Below are 17,541 nucleotides of genomic sequence, written 5' to 3'. Positions count from 1 at the left end.
TCACACGAGTCGCAAGCTCCACTGGCAGAATCAGGCTTTAGAACTTTCCCACGGATCACATGTCACTGACCCCAGAGCAAGCCCGCGACTACATGCACAAACTGCTGGCTTCGATGGTGAAAGCGGGGGGCTCGGATCTTTTCATCGCGCACGACTTCCCGCCCAGCATGAAGGCCAACGGCCACATGACGCCGATGACCGAGCAGAAGCTGAGCGGCGCCATCACGGCGAAGCTGGCCGAGGCGCTGATGAACGACAAGCAGCGCGCGGAGTTCGCCCAGGAGCTGGAGTGCAACTTCGCGATCGCGTTGCATGGCGTGTCGCGTTTCCGCGTCAACGTGTTCGTGCAGCAGGGGCAGGTCGGCATGGTCGTGCGCACGATTGCCGCCGAGATCCCGAACTTCGAGAAACTGCGCCTGCCGCCGATCCTCAAGGAGGTGGTGATGAACAAGCGCGGGCTGGTGCTGGTCGTCGGTGGCACCGGCTCCGGTAAGTCGACCTCGCTGGCGGCGATGATCGACCACCGAAATCGCACTTCGGCCGGCCACATCATCACCGTCGAGGATCCGGTCGAGTACGCGCACGTCTCGCAGAAGTCGCTGGTGACCCACCGCGAAGTCGGCGTGGACACCCACAGCTGGCATCACGCGTTGAAGAACACCTTGCGCCAGGCGCCCGACGTGATCCTGGTCGGCGAGATCCGCGACGCGGAGACGATGGAGCACGCGATCTCCTTCGCCGAGACCGGCCACCTGTGCCTGAGCACGCTGCACGCCAACAGCGCCAGCCAGACCATGGAACGCATCATCAACTTCTTCCCGGAGGAGCGCCGCACGCAGCTGCTGATGGATCTGTCGGCGAACCTGCGCGCCATCGTCTCGCAGCGCCTGATCCGCACCGAGGACGGCAAGGGGCGGGTGGCGGCGATCGAGATCCTGATCAACACGCCGACCATCGCCGAGAAGATCTTCAAGGGCGAGTTCAACGAGCTCAAGGGCATCATGAACAAGTCGCGCGAGCTGGGCATGCGCACCTTCGACTGGGCGCTGTTCGAGCTCTACAACGAGGGGCAGATCTCCTACGAGGAGGCGATCCGCAACGCCGACTCCGCCAACGAACTGCGGCTGAACATCAAGCTCAGGAGCCCTCGCGGAGAGCCGACCAATGCGGCGGGGGCCTCGCTGTCGTTGCACGAGGAGCCCAGTGAGGAGGAGCGTCTCGAAGAGCAGCGCAGGCAACAGGAGAAGCGCGACCGGCTGGAACTGGAGCGCCTGAAGGCGAGCAGGCAGGCGGCGGCGTAGGCGGAGCCATTCCGCTGGTGGACCACCCCGCCGGAACTAGGCCGGCCGGTTTGCGACGTTTGCGACGAAATCGATCACGGCCACGCGTAACGGGTTGGCCGGATCGGCGAGCAGCTTCACGGTAAGCGCCAGGCACATCGTCACCAGCACCGGGCGCACGGCGCGTCCACCGAAGCGCATCGCGGCATGCGCGCCGACCTGGCCGCCCAGGATGCTGGCCACGGCCATGGCCAGGCCGGCGGTCCACAGAACGTGGCCGCCGCTGATCATCACCGCCAGCGCCGCGAGGTTGCTGGAGAGATTGAAGTACTTGGTCTGCGCCGTCGCCCGCACCACGCCCAGGCCGCCGAGGCCGACCAGCGCCGTGGTCATGAACGATCCCGTGCCCGGGCCGAAGAAGCCGTCGTAAACGCCGATCACGGCGATCACGCCGGCCAGCGCGAACGGGCCGATGCGCTGGTGGCGGTCCTCGTCGCTCATCCGCGGTGCGAGCAGGAAATACACGGCCATGGCGACCAGCAGCACTGGAATGACGCCGCTCAGGAACGACGGATCCAGCCGCTGCAGCAACCAGGCACCGAACGCCGCACCGACGAATGCGGCCAAGGCGGGCAGGGCGAAGCGACGGAAATCGACGTGGCCCTTGCGGGCGAACGCCACCACCGCACCGGTCGTGCCCATCGCGCTCTGCAGCTTGTTGGTGGCGATCGCGGCCACCGGCGGGACGCCGACGGCGAGCAGGGCCGGGATGGTCAGCAGCCCGCCGCCTCCCGCCATCGCGTCGATGGTGCCGGCCACGAACGCGACCGCCATCAGGAAGGCAAGGACCTCCAGCGACAACTCCATCGAACGACCAGCCTCGAAATCAGGGGCGCGCATTGTCTCCGGAAAATGGCGCCAACGGGGCGGCGCCGAGCCGGAATGGACGATCGTCTTTGCAGATTCTGGCGGCCGTCCCGGAGTCGGCCGGCGGATCCCGGCTACCAACCAAAGACACTCGACCGCCCCGTCGGTGGCCGCTAGGCTCCGGCGTTCAAATCCATGGGGGACCATCCGATGAAGTTTTCGCCCTTGAGCCTTGGCCTGGCTTCCGCGCTTGGCCTGGCTTCCGCCATTTCTTTTGCCGCGGAGGCCCCCGCGGGCAAGCCCCAGCTCGGCGACTTCGGCGTCGACCTGAGCGCGCGCGACCTGTCGGTGAAGCCCGGCGACGACTTCAACCGCTACGTCAGCGGTGAATGGCTGAAGACCTACCAGCTCAAGGACTACGAGACTTCCTACGGTTCGTTCAACCAATTGCGCGACCGCTCCGAGGAGCAGGTGCACGGCCTGGTCGAGGACCTGCAGAAGCGCAGCGACCTGGCCCCCGGCAGCAACGGCCAGAAGGTGCGCGACTACTACGTCAGCTACATGGACCGCGCCGCGCGCGATGCCGCCGGCATCAAGCCGCTGCAGCCGGTGCTGGGCCGCATCGCCGCGATCGATTCCAGGCCGGAGCTGATCGCCGCGTTCGCCAATGCCGACCTCGACGCGAGCGCCGCGCCGGTGCGCCTGGGCGTCGAGCTGGACCGCAAGAACCCCGACCAGTACCTGGTCAGCCTCAACGTCGGCGGCCTGGGCCTGCCGGACAAGGACTACTACCTCAATCCGGACGCACGTTTCGTCGCCATCCGCGAGGCCTATGTCCAGCACATCCAGCGCATCCTCGGTTTCGCTGGCGTGACCGATGGCAAGGCACGCGCCGAGCAGGTGCTGGCGCTGGAAACCGCCCTGGCCAAGCCGCAGTGGGAGCGCGCCAAGCGCCGCGACCGCGACAAGACCTATAACGTCTCGACCTTCGCGCAGTTCCAGAAGCAGTTCCCGGGCTACGACTGGACCGCGCACCTGCGCGCCCAGGAAATGCCGCAGCCCGACCGCGTCAACGTGGTCACGCCGGACGCGGTGCAGCCGATGCTGGACGTGATCGCCGCCACGCCGCTGCCGGTGTGGCGCGACTACCTTGCCTTCCACGCGATCGACGGCAACGCCGATCTGCTCAGCCATGCCATCGACGATGCGTCGTTCCAGTTCAACGGCAAGGTCATCGGCGGCCAGAAGGCGCAGCGCGACGACTGGAAGCGCGCCGTGGCGATGGTGGGCGCGAAGGAAGGCCTGGGCGATGCGGTCGGCGAGATGTACGTCGCGCGCTACTTCAAGCCCGAGGCCAAGGTGGCCATGGACCAGCTGGTCAAGAACCTGCGCGTGGCACTGCGCCAGAACATCCAGCAACTGGACTGGATGAGCGAGGCGACCAAGGCCGAGGCCTACCACAAGCTCGAAACCTTCCGTCCGAAGATCGGCTACCCGGACAAGTGGACCGACTTCGGCAGCGTCGCCATCGTGCCCAACGATCTGGTCGCCAATGCCGTGGCGATGCGCCGCTTCAACCGCGCCGACCAGAACCGTCGTGTCGGCCAGAAGACCGACCGCGACGAATGGCGCATGACGCCGCAGACGGTCAACGCCTACTACAACTCGACCTTCAACGAGATCGTGTTCCCGGCCGCGATCCTGCAGCCGCCGTTCTTCGACGTGAACGCCGATGCGGCGGTGAACTACGGCGGCATCGGCGCGGTGATCGGCCACGAGATGGGCCATGGCTTCGACGACCAGGGCAGCAAGTCGGACTACGCCGGCGTCCAGCGCAACTGGTGGACTGACTCGGACCGCGCGAACTTCGACCAGCGCACCAAGGCGCTGGGCGCGCAGTACGACTCGTACTGCCCGCTCGAAGGCCAGTGCGTCAACGGCGCGCTGACGATGGGCGAGAACATCGGCGACCTGGGCGGCATCTCGATGGCCTACACCGCCTACCACCTGAGCTTGAACGGCAAGAAGGCGCCGGTGATCGACGGCCTGACCGGCGACCAGCGCTTCTTCCTCGCGTTCGGCCAGATCTGGAAGGGCAAGTACCGGGACGAGTCGCTGCTGACGCTGATCAAGACCAACCCGCACTCGCCGGGGATGTACCGCGCCAACGGCCCGGTGCGCAACTTCGACCCGTGGTACCAGGCGTTCGACGTCAAGCCCACCGACGCGCTGTACATCGCGCCGGAAAAGCGCGTGCGCATCTGGTAAGGCCGGAACCGTACCCCTCTCCCGCTTGCGGGAGAGGGGTTGGGGTGAGGGCAGTGGAACCACGACGACCGGTACGGTTGCGTCACGCGGCTTCTCGTTATAGTGGCCGCCACATCGCCAGCCGGGGACGTTGCCGTGATCAGGTCCAGCCTTTCCATCGCATTGCTACTCGCCGCCACGACGGCTTCAGCCGGTGCATTGCACGGCATCGATCCGGACGACATCAACCGCAACGGCAACGCCTGCACCGACTTCTTCGACTACGCCAACGGCGCGTGGCGGCAACAGAATCCGATTCCGGACTACATGGACCGCTGGAGCCGGCGCTGGCAATCCGGCGAGGTCAACAAGGAACACGTCCGCGACATCCTCAATGAGCTGTCGGCGAAAACCGACTGGCCCAAGGGCAGCGCCGGCCAGCTCGCCGGCGACTTCTACGCCGCCTGCATGGACGAATCCCGGGTCGACGCGCTCGGCAGCAAGCCGGTCCAACCCTGGCTCGCCGAAGTCGACGCGATCAAGGACAGGGCCGGCCTGCTGCGCATGATCGGCAAGCTGCACGACGTGGGCGTGATGGTGCCGTTCGCTGTCTTCGCCAGTGAAGATCTCCACGAGCCGTCCAGGACCATCGCCAACATCTACGCCGGCGGCCTGGGCATGCCCGACCGCGACTACTACCTCAAGACCGAGCCACGCTTCGTCGAGGCGCGTGCGAAGTACCTCGAACACGTGGCCAGGATGTTCGAGCTTGCCGGCACCGGGCCCGATCAGGCCAAGCAGAACGCCCAGACCGTGTTCGCCTTCGAGAAGCGCCTGGCCGAGGCCTCGCTCGACAACGTGCAGTTGCGCGACCCGAAGCTGCAGGACCATCCGACCGCGTTCGCCGACCTGCCCAAGCTCGCGCCGAGCTTCGACTGGGCCAGGTATTTCGACGCCGCCCACATGCCGCACGATGCACTGAACGTGACCCAGCCCGGGTTCCTGCAGCAGGTCGACAAGGAGCTGGCGACGACGCCACTCCCGCAGTGGAAGGCCTATCTGAAGTGGCAGGTCCTCAATGCCGCCGCTGATTCGCTGTCCAAGCCCTTCGTCGAGGAGAACTTCGCTTTCAACGGCAAGTTCCTGACCGGCGCGACCGAGATCAAGCCGCGCTGGAAGCGCTGTGCCGAACTCACCGACAACCAGCTCGGCGAGGCGCTCGGCCAGAAATACGTCGAGAAATACTTCCCGCCGGAAGCCAAGGCGCGCATGCAGGAGATGGTGAAGAACATCCTGCTGGCGATGGACGACACCATCCGCGGCCTGGACTGGATGGACGAGGCGACCAAGAAGAAAGCGCTGGAGAAGCGCGCCACCTTCTTCCCCAAGCTGGGCTATCCGGACAAGTTCAAGGATTACAAGGGCGTGGTGGTGACGCGCGATTCGGCCTGGGACAACGTCGTCTCCGCGTCGCGCTGGAACGTGGCCGACAACCGCAGCCAGGTCGGCAAGCCGACCGATCGCAGCCGCTGGGGCATGACCCCGCCGACGTCGAACGCGTACTACAACCCGCTGCAGAACGAGATCGTGTTTCCGGCCGGCATCCTGCAGCCGCCCGCGTTCGACGTGAACGCCACCGATGCCGTCAATTACGGTGCGATCGGTGTGGTCATCGGCCACGAAATCAGCCACGGCTTCGACGATCAGGGTGCGCAGTTCGACGCGCAGGGCCGCCTGGCCAACTGGTGGACGCCCGCGGACAACAAACAGTTCCAGGCCAAGGGCCAGTGCGTGGTCAACCAGTTCGAGGGCTATTTCATCGAGCCGGGCGTCCACCACAACGGCAAGCTGGTGCTGGGCGAATCCATCGGCGACCTGGCCGGCGCGAAGATCGCCTACCGCGCCTACCTGAAGTCGCGCGAAGGCAAGGGCCCGGAACCGACCCTCAACGGCTTCACCCCGGAGCAGCAGTTCTTCATCGCCTGGGGCCAATGGCGCGGCGACGAAACGCGCATGGAAACCCAGCGCACGATGATCCAGGGCGACCCGCATCCGATCGCCAAGTACCGCGTCAACGGCCCGCTATCGAACCTGCCTGCGTTCCAGGAAGCGTTCCAATGCAAGGCCGGCGACCCGATGGTGCGTCCGCAGGCCGATCGCTGCGAGGTCTGGTGATGCAACAGAACCACGTCGCGTTTCCTCCGCTGGAGTTGCGTGCCTGATGCAGGGGAGGGGCGTGTCCGGATCCATCGCGCTGATGTTGTCGAAGACCGGCGGGCCGCCGTTCCATGGCTCGGTCGGCTACGTCAACGACGCCATCGGACCGATCCTGACGCGCAACGGCTGGCAGGTGCGCACGTTCGCACCTCCGCGCAACGACCTGGGCGAAGAGGCCATGGTGCCTCTCGCCCTCAGCGCGCAACTGGCCGCGCTCGACGGCGCGGCGGCGCCCGACGTGGCGTTCTTCGACGCCGCCGGCATGGCCGTCCGCACTCCGGCCCGTGGTTGGGCGCGACGCAACGTCGTGCTTTACCACGGCCTGGCCTATGGTACCGGCGCGTGGATGACGTCGCCCGACATCGACCTGCATTGCGCCAACTCGCCGTACCTCGAGCGCACCCTGGGCGCGATATTCGCCTTCCCGAACTGGCAACAGCGCCGCTGCCTCAACCCGCACGCACTGCGCGCACTGACCCGCATCACGCTGCCGGTGCCGTGCGTGGAGAGACCGGACGGCCATCCGGGCTTCGGCTATGGGGCCGACCTGCCGCCGTACATCCAACGCCAGCTCAGCGACGATGTCGTGTGGGGCCATGCCTTGCAGCCGGGCAAGCAGGACTGGTTCGCGACGCTGAGCGTGATGTTCTGGCTCAACGAGCTGCGCACCAGCCCCAATGCCAAACGAATCAAATTGCTGGTCTCCGAGTCCTCGTTGACCCCGGACAATCGCCGCGCGCTCGACGCCATGCTGGCGCCGGCCGGGCGCAACTGCGACGACTATTTCCTGAGCGTGCCGCTGCTGAACCAGCGCACGTTGTTCCAGCTGATGCGGCGCTGCCGGTTTGCGCTGGCGTACAACCGCTTCCCGGAACCATTCGGCTTCTACGTGCTGGAGTCCGTCCACAACGGTTGCCCGGTGTACACCAACGGCGTCGGCAACAACCGCTTCCTGCTGCCGCCCGAGCACGGCATCCACGTGCTGGAAACGCCGGCGATGACGCCCGCGGCCGACGGCAGGCAGGACGCAGAGGCCTATCGTGGTGTTGCGGAACGCATTCTCGCCGACCTTGGCCAGGGCGATGCCATGGCCACAGAGTGCCAGCGCGGTGCGGCGCTGATCGACCGGCAGTGGTCGCTTGCGGCGTTCGAGCAGAGCCTGCTGGCCGCGCTGGACCGCCTGGAGAGCCCGCTGCCGACCGCGCCCGATTTCGAAGCGCTGCAGGTCCAGATCAGTCCGCTGGTCCGCCACGTGGATTGGGACACGGGCCGCTGCCTCAACGACTACGCCAGCACCACGCTGCGGCCGCAGGCATTGGCAGCGGCGAAGGCGTTGCTCGGGCGCCGCTGCGCCGAGCTGGCCTCGGACGAGATGGACCGCATCGAATCCACCCATCGCCTGTTTGCCGGCGGCCTGCTGACATTGGCGCCCGCAACTCCCGCTTCCTGACAATGCCGCAATGCCTACTTCCCTGATCGTCGTCGACGACTTCCTTGAACGCGCGAACGAACTGCGCGACGCGGGCCTGCGCCTGACCTATCCCGACCAGGAAGGCGCGTTCCCCGGCCGCAACTCGCAAGAGCGCATCGAGATCGACGGGCTGGCGCCGTACATCTCCAGCATCGTCGGCGAGCGGCTCAAGGTGATCGAGCCGCTGGGCTCGCACGCGAAGTTCCGCAGCACGCTGGCGTCCGATACGGGGCGGGGCAAGGTGCATGTCGATCCTGGCTACTGGTCGGGCGTGCTGTACCTGAGTCGTCCCGAGGATTGCAGCGGCGGCACAGATTTCTTCCGTCATCGCCGTACCAATACCGATCGCCGCCCGATGAACGATCAGGAGCTGGCGGCGCTGGGTTACCGCTCCATCGACGAAGCGCACCAGGACATCATCGAACGCGACGGCCTGGACGACAGCGCCTGGGAACTGACGATGAGCGTGCCGATGCGCTTCAACCGGCTGATCCTGCTGCGCCCGTGGCTGTGGCACACCGCCGGCGCGGGCTTCGGCGACAGCCTCGATAACGGCCGCCTGGTCTACCTGATGTTTTTCGCGGCGGCGTGAGGTTGCCGCGCAAACCGATTGATCGTCAACGGTCGCACCCCCCTGACGAGAAATTGAGCGCAATCCCGTCGCTACTCGCCGCAACGCAAAAGCCCCGCCGAAGCGGGGCTTTTCCGATCATCTGCCGGTGAACATCGACGACTACTTGTTTGCGTCCTGCACGCCCTTGTCGACCACCAGCTTCACCACGACCTTGCGTGCGTCGGCATTGCTGCCCGAGCCGGCGTCGGCGGCAACACCCATGCCGGCGCCTGCGCGAACGCGCCCGGGCGCCAGGCCGGCCTGCTGCCGGAGGAAGTTCTCCACCGCGTTGGCGCGCATCGTGCTGAGCTTCTGATTCGCCGCGGCGTTGCCGGTCGAGTCGGTAAACCCCTGCAGCACGATCTGGTAGTCCTTGGTGTCCTTGGCCTTGGCGGCGAAATCCATCAGGTCCGACTTGCCCTTCTCCGAGATCGCCGCACTGCCCGACGCGAACTGTACCTCGGCAGTGGCAAGGGCTTCATAGGTACCGAAGTCGTTCATGCGCGCGTCGGCCGCATCCACGCGTGCGCTGGTCGGGGCCACTCCGGCCTGGACCTGCTGCGCGGTCCTGAAGTCTTCCGACTTGAAGGTGATCTCGGTCGCGTCGAATCCGTTCCCATCGGCGACGACGTCGGCGTTGATCGGCAGACCGGGCATCAGGGCGCTTTGTTCGGCCTTCTCGCGCACGGCTCCGGTGAGACCCTTGGTCCTCTTGATCTTCGTTTCCGACGACACGGTGATCGTCTGCACGTTGTTGTTGGCGTCCTTGACGGTGATCGTATTGCCTTGCACCGCGGTGATCAGCCCTTTGATCTTGCTCTTGTCGCCATCGGCGGCAAAGGCGGGTAGCGCAGCCAGGATCGCCACCAGTGTGGTAGCCAACAACAGATGTTTCTGAGGCTTGCTGGTATTCATGGTCAATCCCTTGGAGGAGGTTGTAAGAAGATGTGTGCTGCCGTTTCGATCCCGCCTGTGTTCTCGGGCCGGCGTCGAAACAGACCGATCCCCACTGCCAGCAAAACGGGCAGTAGCGCCATTAACCCCCCTTGCGGATAAAGGGGACGTGAGAAACTGGCAGTGCGCAGGCATCGGTATCGCGTGAGCTGGCTGGACCAAAACCGTTCAGGCGCCGTCCAATCGGCCGCCAGGCCCGGCGTAATCCGCTCTTGTCTTGTCTCGCCGGCGGCGAATTTCAGGGCAGTGATAAAGTGTCGGGCCCTCCGTGAGCCTACAGAGCGAGCACGCAATGACCTCCCCTGCCACATATCCGATCGGCACGCCCGGCCAGCCCTGGGGCGCCGAGGAGAAGTCTCAATGGCTGTCGCGACAGACGCGCCAGCGCAGCTTCGAGGCGGACGTGCAGGGCGTGATCGAGCGGCTGCGCTCGCGCTTCGATGTCGTCGAGTACGGTCGCCTGGACTATGGCCCGGACAGCTACCCGCTGCTGGCGATCAAAAGCCGCGGCTGGCGTGACGACCTTCCGACCGCACTGGTCACCGGCGGCGTGCACGGCTACGAAACCAGCGGCGTGCACGGAGCGCTGCAGTTCGTGGATCGCCATGCTGCGGACTACGAGGGCCGCGTCAACCTGCTTGTCGCGCCGTGCGTCAGCCCGTGGGCCTATGAGCGCATCCATCGCTGGAATGCGGACGCCATCGACCCGAACCGTTCGTTCCGCGAGAACAGCCCGGCGCACGAGTCGGCAGCGCTGATGCAGCTGGTCGCGCCGCTGCGCGATCGCGTGCTCGTGCACGTCGACCTGCACGAGACCACCGACAGCGATGAGTCCGAGTTCCGGCCGGCGCTGGCCGCCCGCGACGGCAAGCCGTCCGAGCCGGGCGAGATCCCCGACGGTTTCTACCTCGTCGACGACACCGAGCATCCGCAACCCGGGTTCCAGCAGGCGGTGATCGAGGCGGTGGCGAAGGTCACCCACATCGCCCCGGCCGACGCCAACGGCGAGATCATCGGCTCGACCGTGGTCGCGCCGGGCGTCATCCGTTACCCGCTCCGGCAACTCGGCCTGTGCGCGGGCATCACCGACGCTCCCTACAAGACGACCACCGAGGTTTACCCCGACAGCCCACGCGCCACGCCCGAGCAATGCAACGCCGCGCAGTCGACGTCGGTGTGCGCGGCCATCGATTACGCGCTTGCGCACCGTGCCGATGCGCGTGGCCCGGGACGGGTCTAAATCGCTCAATCGGCAAAGTCCGGCGCCGAACATCGCAGCGCCGCCACGCTAGACTCGGCCTCACCATCACTGCTGGGGAGCGTCGAATGGGAGCATCGGATTTTGCGGTTCGTCGCGCGCGGGGGCGCGCATGGAAGGTGGCTGCACTGGCGCTGATGATGGCCGGTGCCGTGCAGGCGGCCACGCCGGATCGCGATGCGATCCAGGCGCAGGTGGCGCAACGCCACGATGCGTCGGTGAAGGCGCTGCAGGACTGGATCGCACTGCCGTCCATCGCGGCCGAGGACCTCAATGCCAAACAGGGCGCCGAGTACATGGCGAAGCTGGCGCGCGAGGCCGGCTTCCAGCATGTCGAGATCGTCGAGACCGGCGGCAAGCCGGGCGTGTACGCCACGCTCGATGCCGGCGCGCCGACCACCGTCGGCCTGTATTACATGTACGACGTCAAGCAGTTCGACCCGGCGGAATGGTCGTCGCCCCCGCTGGAAGCACGCATCGTCGACAAGCCGGGACTGGGCAAGGCGATTGTCGGCCGCGGCGCGGCCAACCAGAAGGGGCCAGAGATGGCCTTCCTGGCGGCGTTGCACGCGATCCGCGACGCGAAGCAGGCAATGCCGGTCAACCTGGTGCTGGTGGCCGAGGGCGAAGAGGAGATCGGCTCGCCCAACATCGGCAAGCTGGTGTTGCGGCCGGACATCCAGGCCGCGCTGAAGAAGAGCATCGGCGTCTTCATGCCGATGGGGCTGCAGGACGCCGATGGCGCGGTGACGGTCAATCTCGGCGCCAAGGGCGTGGTCGAGTTGGAGCTGGTCGCCGATGGCAAGGCTTGGGGACGTGGGCCGTCGAAGGATGTGCACTCGTCGCTGAAGGCGATGGTCGACAGCCCGGCGTGGCGCCTGGTCAAGGCGCTCGACACGCTGGTGTCTGAGGACGGCAACACCGTGGCGATCGACGGTTTCCCGAAGCCCGCGCCGTTGACGGCGGACGAGCGCGCGATGATCGCCAAATCGACGGCCGCGCGCAGCGAAGCCCGGGCCAAACAGGTGCTGGGCGTGCCGCACTGGATCGACGACCTGCCGTGGCAGCAGGCCAACGAGCGCCTGGTATCGCAGCCGACGATCAATATCGAAGGCCTGGTCGGCGGCTACACCGGCGTCGGCGGCAAGACCGTGCTGCCGCACCGCGCAGTGGCCAAGATCGACATGCGGCTGGTGCCGCCGATCACGCGTGATGGGGCGGTCGCGGCGCTGAAGGCGCACCTGGCCAAGCACGGCTATGGCGACATTGCCGTCAACGTCAGCGGCGGCTACGACTCGACCAGCACCAGTGCCGATTCGCGCCTGGTCCAGGCGCAACTGGCGGTGCTGCGTCGCGACGGGCTCGATCCGTTGCTGTGGCCGCGCCTGGCCGGTTCGTACCCCGGCTTCGTCTTCACCCAGCCACCGCTGTCGCTGCCGGCCGCCCACTTCGGCCTCGGCCACGGCGGCGGCGCGCATGCGCCGGACGAGTTCTTCCTCATCGAGTCGAGCAATCCGAAGGTGCGGGGTTTCGACGGTTCGGTGATGTCGTTCGTCGACTATCTCTACGAGTTGGGACGTCCATCAGCTGAGACGACGGCCGGGCAATAAGCCGGGCAAACCAACTCTGTTCCGAACAACGCCCGCTCACGCGGGCGTTGTTTTTCCAGCCCACCGGTTACCACCGTTCGTCCTGAGCGTAGGCCGCAGGCCGAAGTCGAAGGATGAGCAGGCCAGCGATCGACCCGCGTCCCAGTCCCGCTAAGCCACGCTCTCCAACGCCAGCCGATTGCCGCCCTCACGCTTGGCCGCATACATCGCATTGTCGGCATGCCGCAGCAGCGGCTTCTTCTCCGCACCGTGCTCCGGGTGCAGGGCGATGCCGATGCTGGCGCTGATCCGCAAGGTCTGTCCTTCCAGCAGGTAGGGCTCCAGCAACGCGGTGCGGATCTGCTCGGCGACGGCAAGCGCGTCCTCGTCGTGCGAAATGCCGTACAGCATCACCACGAACTCGTCTCCGCCCAGTCGCGCCACCATGTCCGACTGGCGGATGCAATGCCGGATGCGCTGGCCGACCTCGTGCAGCAGCAGGTCGCCCAGTTCGTGGCCATAGCGGTCGTTGATGCCCTTGAACCCGTCCAGGTCGAGGTAAAGCACCGCCAGCCGAAGGTTCTGCTGCTGCGCCGTCTCCAGCGCCTGCTCCAGCCGCTCGTGGAAACAGTTGCGGTTGGGCAGGTCGGTCAGCGGGTCGTGGGCGACCAGATGCTCCAGGCTGGCCCGGCTGCGCTTGCGCTCGATGGCCGATGCGATCTGTGCCGAGACGAACTGCAGCAGCTGCTTGTCCTCCGCGGTGTAACGCGTCGTGCTGTGGTAGCTCTGCACCACCAACGCGCCGATCACCCGGTCGGCCGTGCACAGCGGCACGCCGAGCCAGTCCACCGCATCGTGTCCGATCACCCGCTGAAGGTGCGGGGGCAGGGTGGCTTGCAGGTCCGGCGTGATCAGCAAGGCCTGGCCACTGCGGATCACCTCGCTGGACAGCGTCGCCTCCTCGATCGGCATGGGACCGGGCGGGGCGTCGTGTTCGTCAACGAAATAGGGAAATTCCAGGACGCCGCGCCTGGCGTCGTGCAGTGCCACGAAGAAGTTGGTGGCCGGCAACAGCCCGCCGATGATCTGGTGGATGCTGGCGATCATGGCGTGCAGGTCGCCGTCGGTCTGCGCGGCCTCGGAAATCGCCAGCAGCGCGGCCTGCACCGTCTCGGCACGCCGCAGTTCGGTGACGTCGTGGGCCACCGCGATGCGCACGCGCTGGTCCTCGGACCACCGCGCCGACCACTGGATGTCGACCACGCTGCCATCCTTGCGGAGGTAGCGGTTGCGGAAATGCAGCTTGGGCTGGCCGTCCATGATCTCGCGCGCCGCCTGAAGGGTGCGCTCGCGGTCGTCGGGGTGCACCAGTTCGATCATCGGCTTGCCCAGCACCTCCGCGGCGCTGTAGCCGAAGATGCGCTCGTAGCTGGCATTGACGTACAGGTAGCGGCCGTCGGGATCGACCACGCACACTGCGTCGAGCAGCAGGTCCATCACGGTGGCAAGCGGCGGGTGGGCGTTTTCCATCAGGCACGCATCTGGTGGCGGAACGAGGCCGGCCATGGCCAGGGCAATCCGGTGGTCGACATCAGTCTAACGGGAGTGGTGGGGGGCTGGTCCATGGCTCCGTTGGGCCACGGCCGCCCCGATGCCGGCGTGGTTGGTCGCCCACGCTGGTTCGCCATCCACGATAATGGCCGGAAGACTCGCCAGCGCGTGTCCTGCTGGCCCGCTCGGCCTGGCCAGCCCAGCCCCACGCGCGCCGCCGCACCGGAAGCCCCCATGATCAACAATGATGTGCTGCGCAGCATCCGCTACATGCTCGACCTCAGCGACATCAAGGTCGTCGAGATCACCAGGCTGGCCGATCCGGCATTCCCGCTCGAAAAGGCCGACGTGCAGGCGTTCCTGCGCCGCGACGACGATCCTGACTACGCCACCTGCGGCAACCCCGTGCTGGCGCATTTCCTCGACGGCCTGGTGATCCATTGCCGCGGGCGCAACGACAGCCTGCCGCCGCGGCCCGTGGAGAAACGCATCACCAACAACGTGGTGCTGAAGAAGCTGCGTGTCGCGTTCGAACTGAAGGACGTCGACATGCACCAGGTCTTCGAGTCGGCCGGCTTCCCGATCTCCAAGCCGGAGCTGACCGCGCTGTTCCGCCAGCCCGGCCACAACAACTACCGCGCCTGCGGCGACCAGCTGCTGCGCAATTTCCTCAAGGGTTTGACCCTGCGCGTGCGCGGGCCTGAATAACGGATCTGATCAGACGGGCCAGCCTAAACGGGCCTGCCTAGAACTTCTCGCCCGCCGGCAGATAACGCCACGCTCCCGCCGGCATCTTGCCCAGCGGGACCTTGCCGATGCGGATGCGCCGGATCGCCACGACCTGCAGCCCCACCTGCGCGCACATGTCGCGCAGCTGTCCGGGCTGCACGGCCTTGATCGCGAAGCGCAGCCGAATCTCGTTCTGCCAGCTCACCTTGCACGGCGGCAGTTCGCGGCCGCGGTAACGCAGGCCATGGTTGAGGCGGCGCAGGCCGTAAGGCGCGATGTCGCCGGCCACCTCGACGACGTATTCCTGTTCGATCTGGTCGGCGTCCTCGGTGAGTCGCCGCCACACCCGGCCGTCCTGGGTCAGCACCATCAGGCCGCTGGCATCGACGTCCAGCGGCACCAGCGGCGTCAGCCGGATGAAGTGGCGCTGCAGCAGCCGGACGCCGGTGGGGTCGTCGGCCCAGCGCGTGTCGGGCGTGACCAGCGCGGCGGCCGGCTTGCGGCCCTCGATCGCGTCCCAGCCGGCGGGTTTGTGCAGCAGGATCGTGGCGGGCTGCGGTGCCTCCAGGGTCGCCGCGGGATCGAGTTCCACCCGTTCGGTCGTCACCATGCGCTGCGGCGACTCCACGACCTGGCCATCGACCGATACCCAGCCGCCCTCGATATAGCTTTCAGCATCGGCGCGCGAGCAGCCGATCAGCTCGGCCAGGCGTTTGGACAGTCGGGTGGGATCGGACATGGGGCAACCTCAAGCGGGGCCCAGCATCCTAGGCCACTGCCGCCGCCGGTCCAATCTTTGCGAGCAGCGCGGCGAAGCGCGGGTGCCCGTGCAGCGGGTCCAGGTCGCTGTCGGTCTCGATCCAGGCGCGGTCACCGAAGCCCAGCGCCACGGCCTTCTCGAGCAACTCGATGGCGCGCTCGTGGTCGCCCTGGATGGCATAGAAGCAGGCCACGTTGTAGAGCACCACCGGTTCGTCCTGGTCCTGCCGCAAGGCCTGCTCGGCCAGTTCCTTCGCCCTTTGTTTCTCGCCCACGCGGAACAGGTTGAGCGCGCTCATGTAGAGCGCGCGCGTGTCGTGTGGATTCAGGCGGATGTGCTGGTTCAGCGTCGACAGCGCCCCCAGGCGCACGCGCATCTCGTCCTGGCGGCGGCCCAACGACGCATAGGACTGGGCCAGGAACATGGGCACCTGGAAGTCGGACGGATTGATCTCGATCGCCCGCGCGTACAACTGCGCCGCGCGCTCGTGGTCCCCCTGCGACGAGCAGGCCATTCCGTAGTAGCAGTACGCCTCGAACAGATGCGGGTTGAGGGTGGTGGCGATGTCGAATTCCTTGTGCGCCTCCTCGTATTGCTCGCCGATCACCAAGGCCAGCCCGCGCGAGGCATGCGCCTCGGCCGACTGCGGGTCCAGCACCAGCGCCTTCTCGCTGGCGCGGTTGGCCTGCGCCACATTCTCCGCCGAGGCATCGGCATAGCGGTACAGGTGCGAATACGCATCGGCCATGCCGGCATAGGCCAGTGCATACATGCCGTCGAGTCGGATCGCCTGTTCGAACATGCGGATGGCGTGCTCGTAGTCACGCCGGGCCATCGAGTACATGTAGCGCCGTCCGCGCAGGTAGAAGTCGTAGGCCTCCGGGTTGGTGGTCGCCACGTACTGCATCGAGCGCCGCTCGCCCGGGGTCAACGTCACCTGCAATGCATCGACGATGCTATGGGCGATGTCGTCCTGGATGGCGAACACGTCCTTCATCTGGCGATCGTAGGTCTCCGACCACAGGTAGGAGTCGGACTCGGCTTCGATCAGCTGCGCGGTGATGCGCACGCGGTCGCCGGCACGGCGCACGCTGCCTTCCAGCACCACGCTCACGCCCAGTTCGCGCGCGACGGTGGGGATGCTGACCTGACGCCCTTTGAAGCTGAAGGATGATGTGCGCGAAGCGACCTTGAGCTGCGGCAGCTTGGCCAGCAACGTGAGGATTTCGCCGGCAATGCCGTCGCTGAAGTATTCGTCTTCCGGCACCGTGCTCATGTTGACGAACGGAAGCACGCAGATGCCGATGCGTTCGTCCTTGTCGTCCTTCTTGTGCGTCGCGTGGTGGCCGACGCCCAGCTTGGCCTCCAGCGCCTTGCACAGGCTCAGGAAAGCCGGGGCATGCCGATCCTCGCTCCAACCGTCCATATCGGTGGCATGCATCGCACGAAAATCGATCGGCAGCTTGGCGTTGTCGAAGCGGATCGGCACCAGCACGCCGCGGTCGGCGGCATCGCGCGCTTCGCCGCGCACCCAGCGCGATTCCACCGATTGCGGCGTCCACACCACGATCAGGCTGCGCGCCTCGTCGAGCTCGCGCGAGATCAGCGAGTCGAATTCCTCGCCCGGCGTGATGTCCGGGTCCCACCACACCGACCATCCCTGCGCTTCCAGCGCGGTCACGAGCGGAGCCACGCGCGGGCGGTCCTGGCGGGAATACGAAACGAAAATGTCGGCCAAGGGACTATCTCCAAAGAAGAATCGCCATCGCCTTGCCTCGCGCGATTTGCGCGATCACGCCGGTCCGGCTTGCGGCCTCGGCCGCAGGTCCACAGGACAGGCAGGTCCGGAGTATGCGGCAATCTCGCACGATGAATCGCCGGAATCCGGGGGATGTGAAGGGTGGAGCATCGCGCGGTCGGGCATGCGCCTTGCCGTGTCCGGCTGCGCGAGGGTGTCACGTTGGCTAATGGATGCGTGGATGCGTGGATGCGTGGATGCGTGGAT

General features: G+C 66.5%; 13 protein-coding genes. 8 read left to right on the top strand and 5 right to left on the bottom strand.

Translation table 11 applies throughout. The features are described 5' to 3' along the window. Positions 1-59 precede the first annotated feature (59 nt). On the top strand, positions 60-1,301 hold the full coding sequence (locus J2X06_RS16360) for a PilT/PilU family type 4a pilus ATPase (protein ID WP_310064262.1): 1,242 nt from the start codon (positions 60-62) through the stop codon (positions 1,299-1,301). Positions 1,302-1,337: 36 nt separating this feature from the next. On the opposite strand, the gene J2X06_RS16355 is transcribed toward J2X06_RS16360, so the two are convergent. Next, positions 1,338-2,180, bottom strand: a complete 843-nt coding sequence (locus J2X06_RS16355) for a TSUP family transporter (protein WP_310064260.1) — start codon at positions 2,178-2,180, stop codon at positions 1,338-1,340. Positions 2,181-2,357: 177 nt separating this feature from the next. On the opposite strand from J2X06_RS16355, the gene J2X06_RS16350 reads away from it, so the two are divergent. The 4 genes from J2X06_RS16350 to J2X06_RS16335 all read left to right on the top strand — a co-directional run bounded on the left by J2X06_RS16350 (position 2,358) and on the right by J2X06_RS16335 (position 8,674). Continuing rightward, positions 2,358-4,415 (top strand): M13 family metallopeptidase, encoded by a 2,058-nt coding sequence (locus tag J2X06_RS16350; RefSeq protein WP_310064258.1) that lies wholly within the window; start codon positions 2,358-2,360, stop codon positions 4,413-4,415. A 135-nt stretch (positions 4,416-4,550) separates the two neighbouring features. After that, on the top strand, positions 4,551-6,569 hold the full coding sequence (locus J2X06_RS16345) for a M13 family metallopeptidase (RefSeq protein ID WP_310064256.1): 2,019 nt from the start codon (positions 4,551-4,553) through the stop codon (positions 6,567-6,569). A gap of 61 nt (positions 6,570-6,630) precedes the next feature. Continuing rightward, positions 6,631-8,061, top strand: a complete 1,431-nt coding sequence (locus J2X06_RS16340) for a hypothetical protein (protein WP_310064254.1) — start codon at positions 6,631-6,633, stop codon at positions 8,059-8,061. A 10-nt stretch (positions 8,062-8,071) separates the two neighbouring features. After that, positions 8,072-8,674, top strand: a complete 603-nt coding sequence (locus J2X06_RS16335; RefSeq protein WP_310064252.1) for a DUF6445 family protein — start codon at positions 8,072-8,074, stop codon at positions 8,672-8,674. A 141-nt stretch (positions 8,675-8,815) separates the two neighbouring features. On the opposite strand, the gene J2X06_RS16330 is transcribed toward J2X06_RS16335, so the two are convergent. Then, on the bottom strand, positions 8,816-9,610 hold the full coding sequence (locus tag J2X06_RS16330; protein WP_310064250.1) for an OmpA family protein: 795 nt from the start codon (positions 9,608-9,610) through the stop codon (positions 8,816-8,818). Between the two features lie 331 nt (positions 9,611-9,941). Here J2X06_RS16330 and J2X06_RS16325 point away from each other — a divergent pair, with 331 nt between their 5' ends. Further along, the gene (locus tag J2X06_RS16325) at positions 9,942-10,889 is read left to right on the top strand and encodes a M14 family metallopeptidase (protein WP_310064248.1); all 948 of its coding nucleotides are present in this window, start codon (positions 9,942-9,944) and stop codon (positions 10,887-10,889) included. An 86-nt stretch (positions 10,890-10,975) separates the two neighbouring features. After that, complete coding sequence (locus J2X06_RS16320; protein WP_310064247.1) at positions 10,976-12,517, top strand: M20/M25/M40 family metallo-hydrolase; 1,542 nt, start codon at positions 10,976-10,978, stop codon at positions 12,515-12,517. A 150-nt stretch (positions 12,518-12,667) separates the two neighbouring features. Here the strand turns inward: J2X06_RS16320 and J2X06_RS16315 are convergent, their stop codons facing one another. Further along, positions 12,668-14,026, bottom strand: coding sequence for a sensor domain-containing protein (locus J2X06_RS16315; protein WP_310064244.1), 1,359 nt, complete (start codon positions 14,024-14,026; stop codon positions 12,668-12,670). A gap of 255 nt (positions 14,027-14,281) precedes the next feature. On the opposite strand from J2X06_RS16315, the gene J2X06_RS16310 reads away from it, so the two are divergent. Continuing rightward, the gene (locus tag J2X06_RS16310; protein WP_310064242.1) at positions 14,282-14,755 is read left to right on the top strand and encodes a DUF1456 family protein; all 474 of its coding nucleotides are present in this window, start codon (positions 14,282-14,284) and stop codon (positions 14,753-14,755) included. Positions 14,756-14,792: 37 nt separating this feature from the next. Here the strand turns inward: J2X06_RS16310 and J2X06_RS16305 are convergent, their stop codons facing one another. Then, the gene (locus J2X06_RS16305) at positions 14,793-15,515 is read right to left on the bottom strand and encodes an rRNA pseudouridine synthase (RefSeq protein ID WP_310064240.1); all 723 of its coding nucleotides are present in this window, start codon (positions 15,513-15,515) and stop codon (positions 14,793-14,795) included. Positions 15,516-15,543: 28 nt separating this feature from the next. Next, complete coding sequence (locus J2X06_RS16300; RefSeq protein WP_310064238.1) at positions 15,544-17,274, bottom strand: TPR end-of-group domain-containing protein; 1,731 nt, start codon at positions 17,272-17,274, stop codon at positions 15,544-15,546. Between the last annotated feature and the right edge of the window lie 267 nt (positions 17,275-17,541).

The organism is Lysobacter niastensis, from assembly GCF_031457115.1.
Taxonomy (GTDB): Bacteria; Pseudomonadota; Gammaproteobacteria; order Xanthomonadales; family Xanthomonadaceae; genus Lysobacter_J; species Lysobacter_J niastensis_A.
Note: the sequence above shows the minus strand (reverse complement) of the source record. Positions and strands in the feature narration are given on the sequence as shown.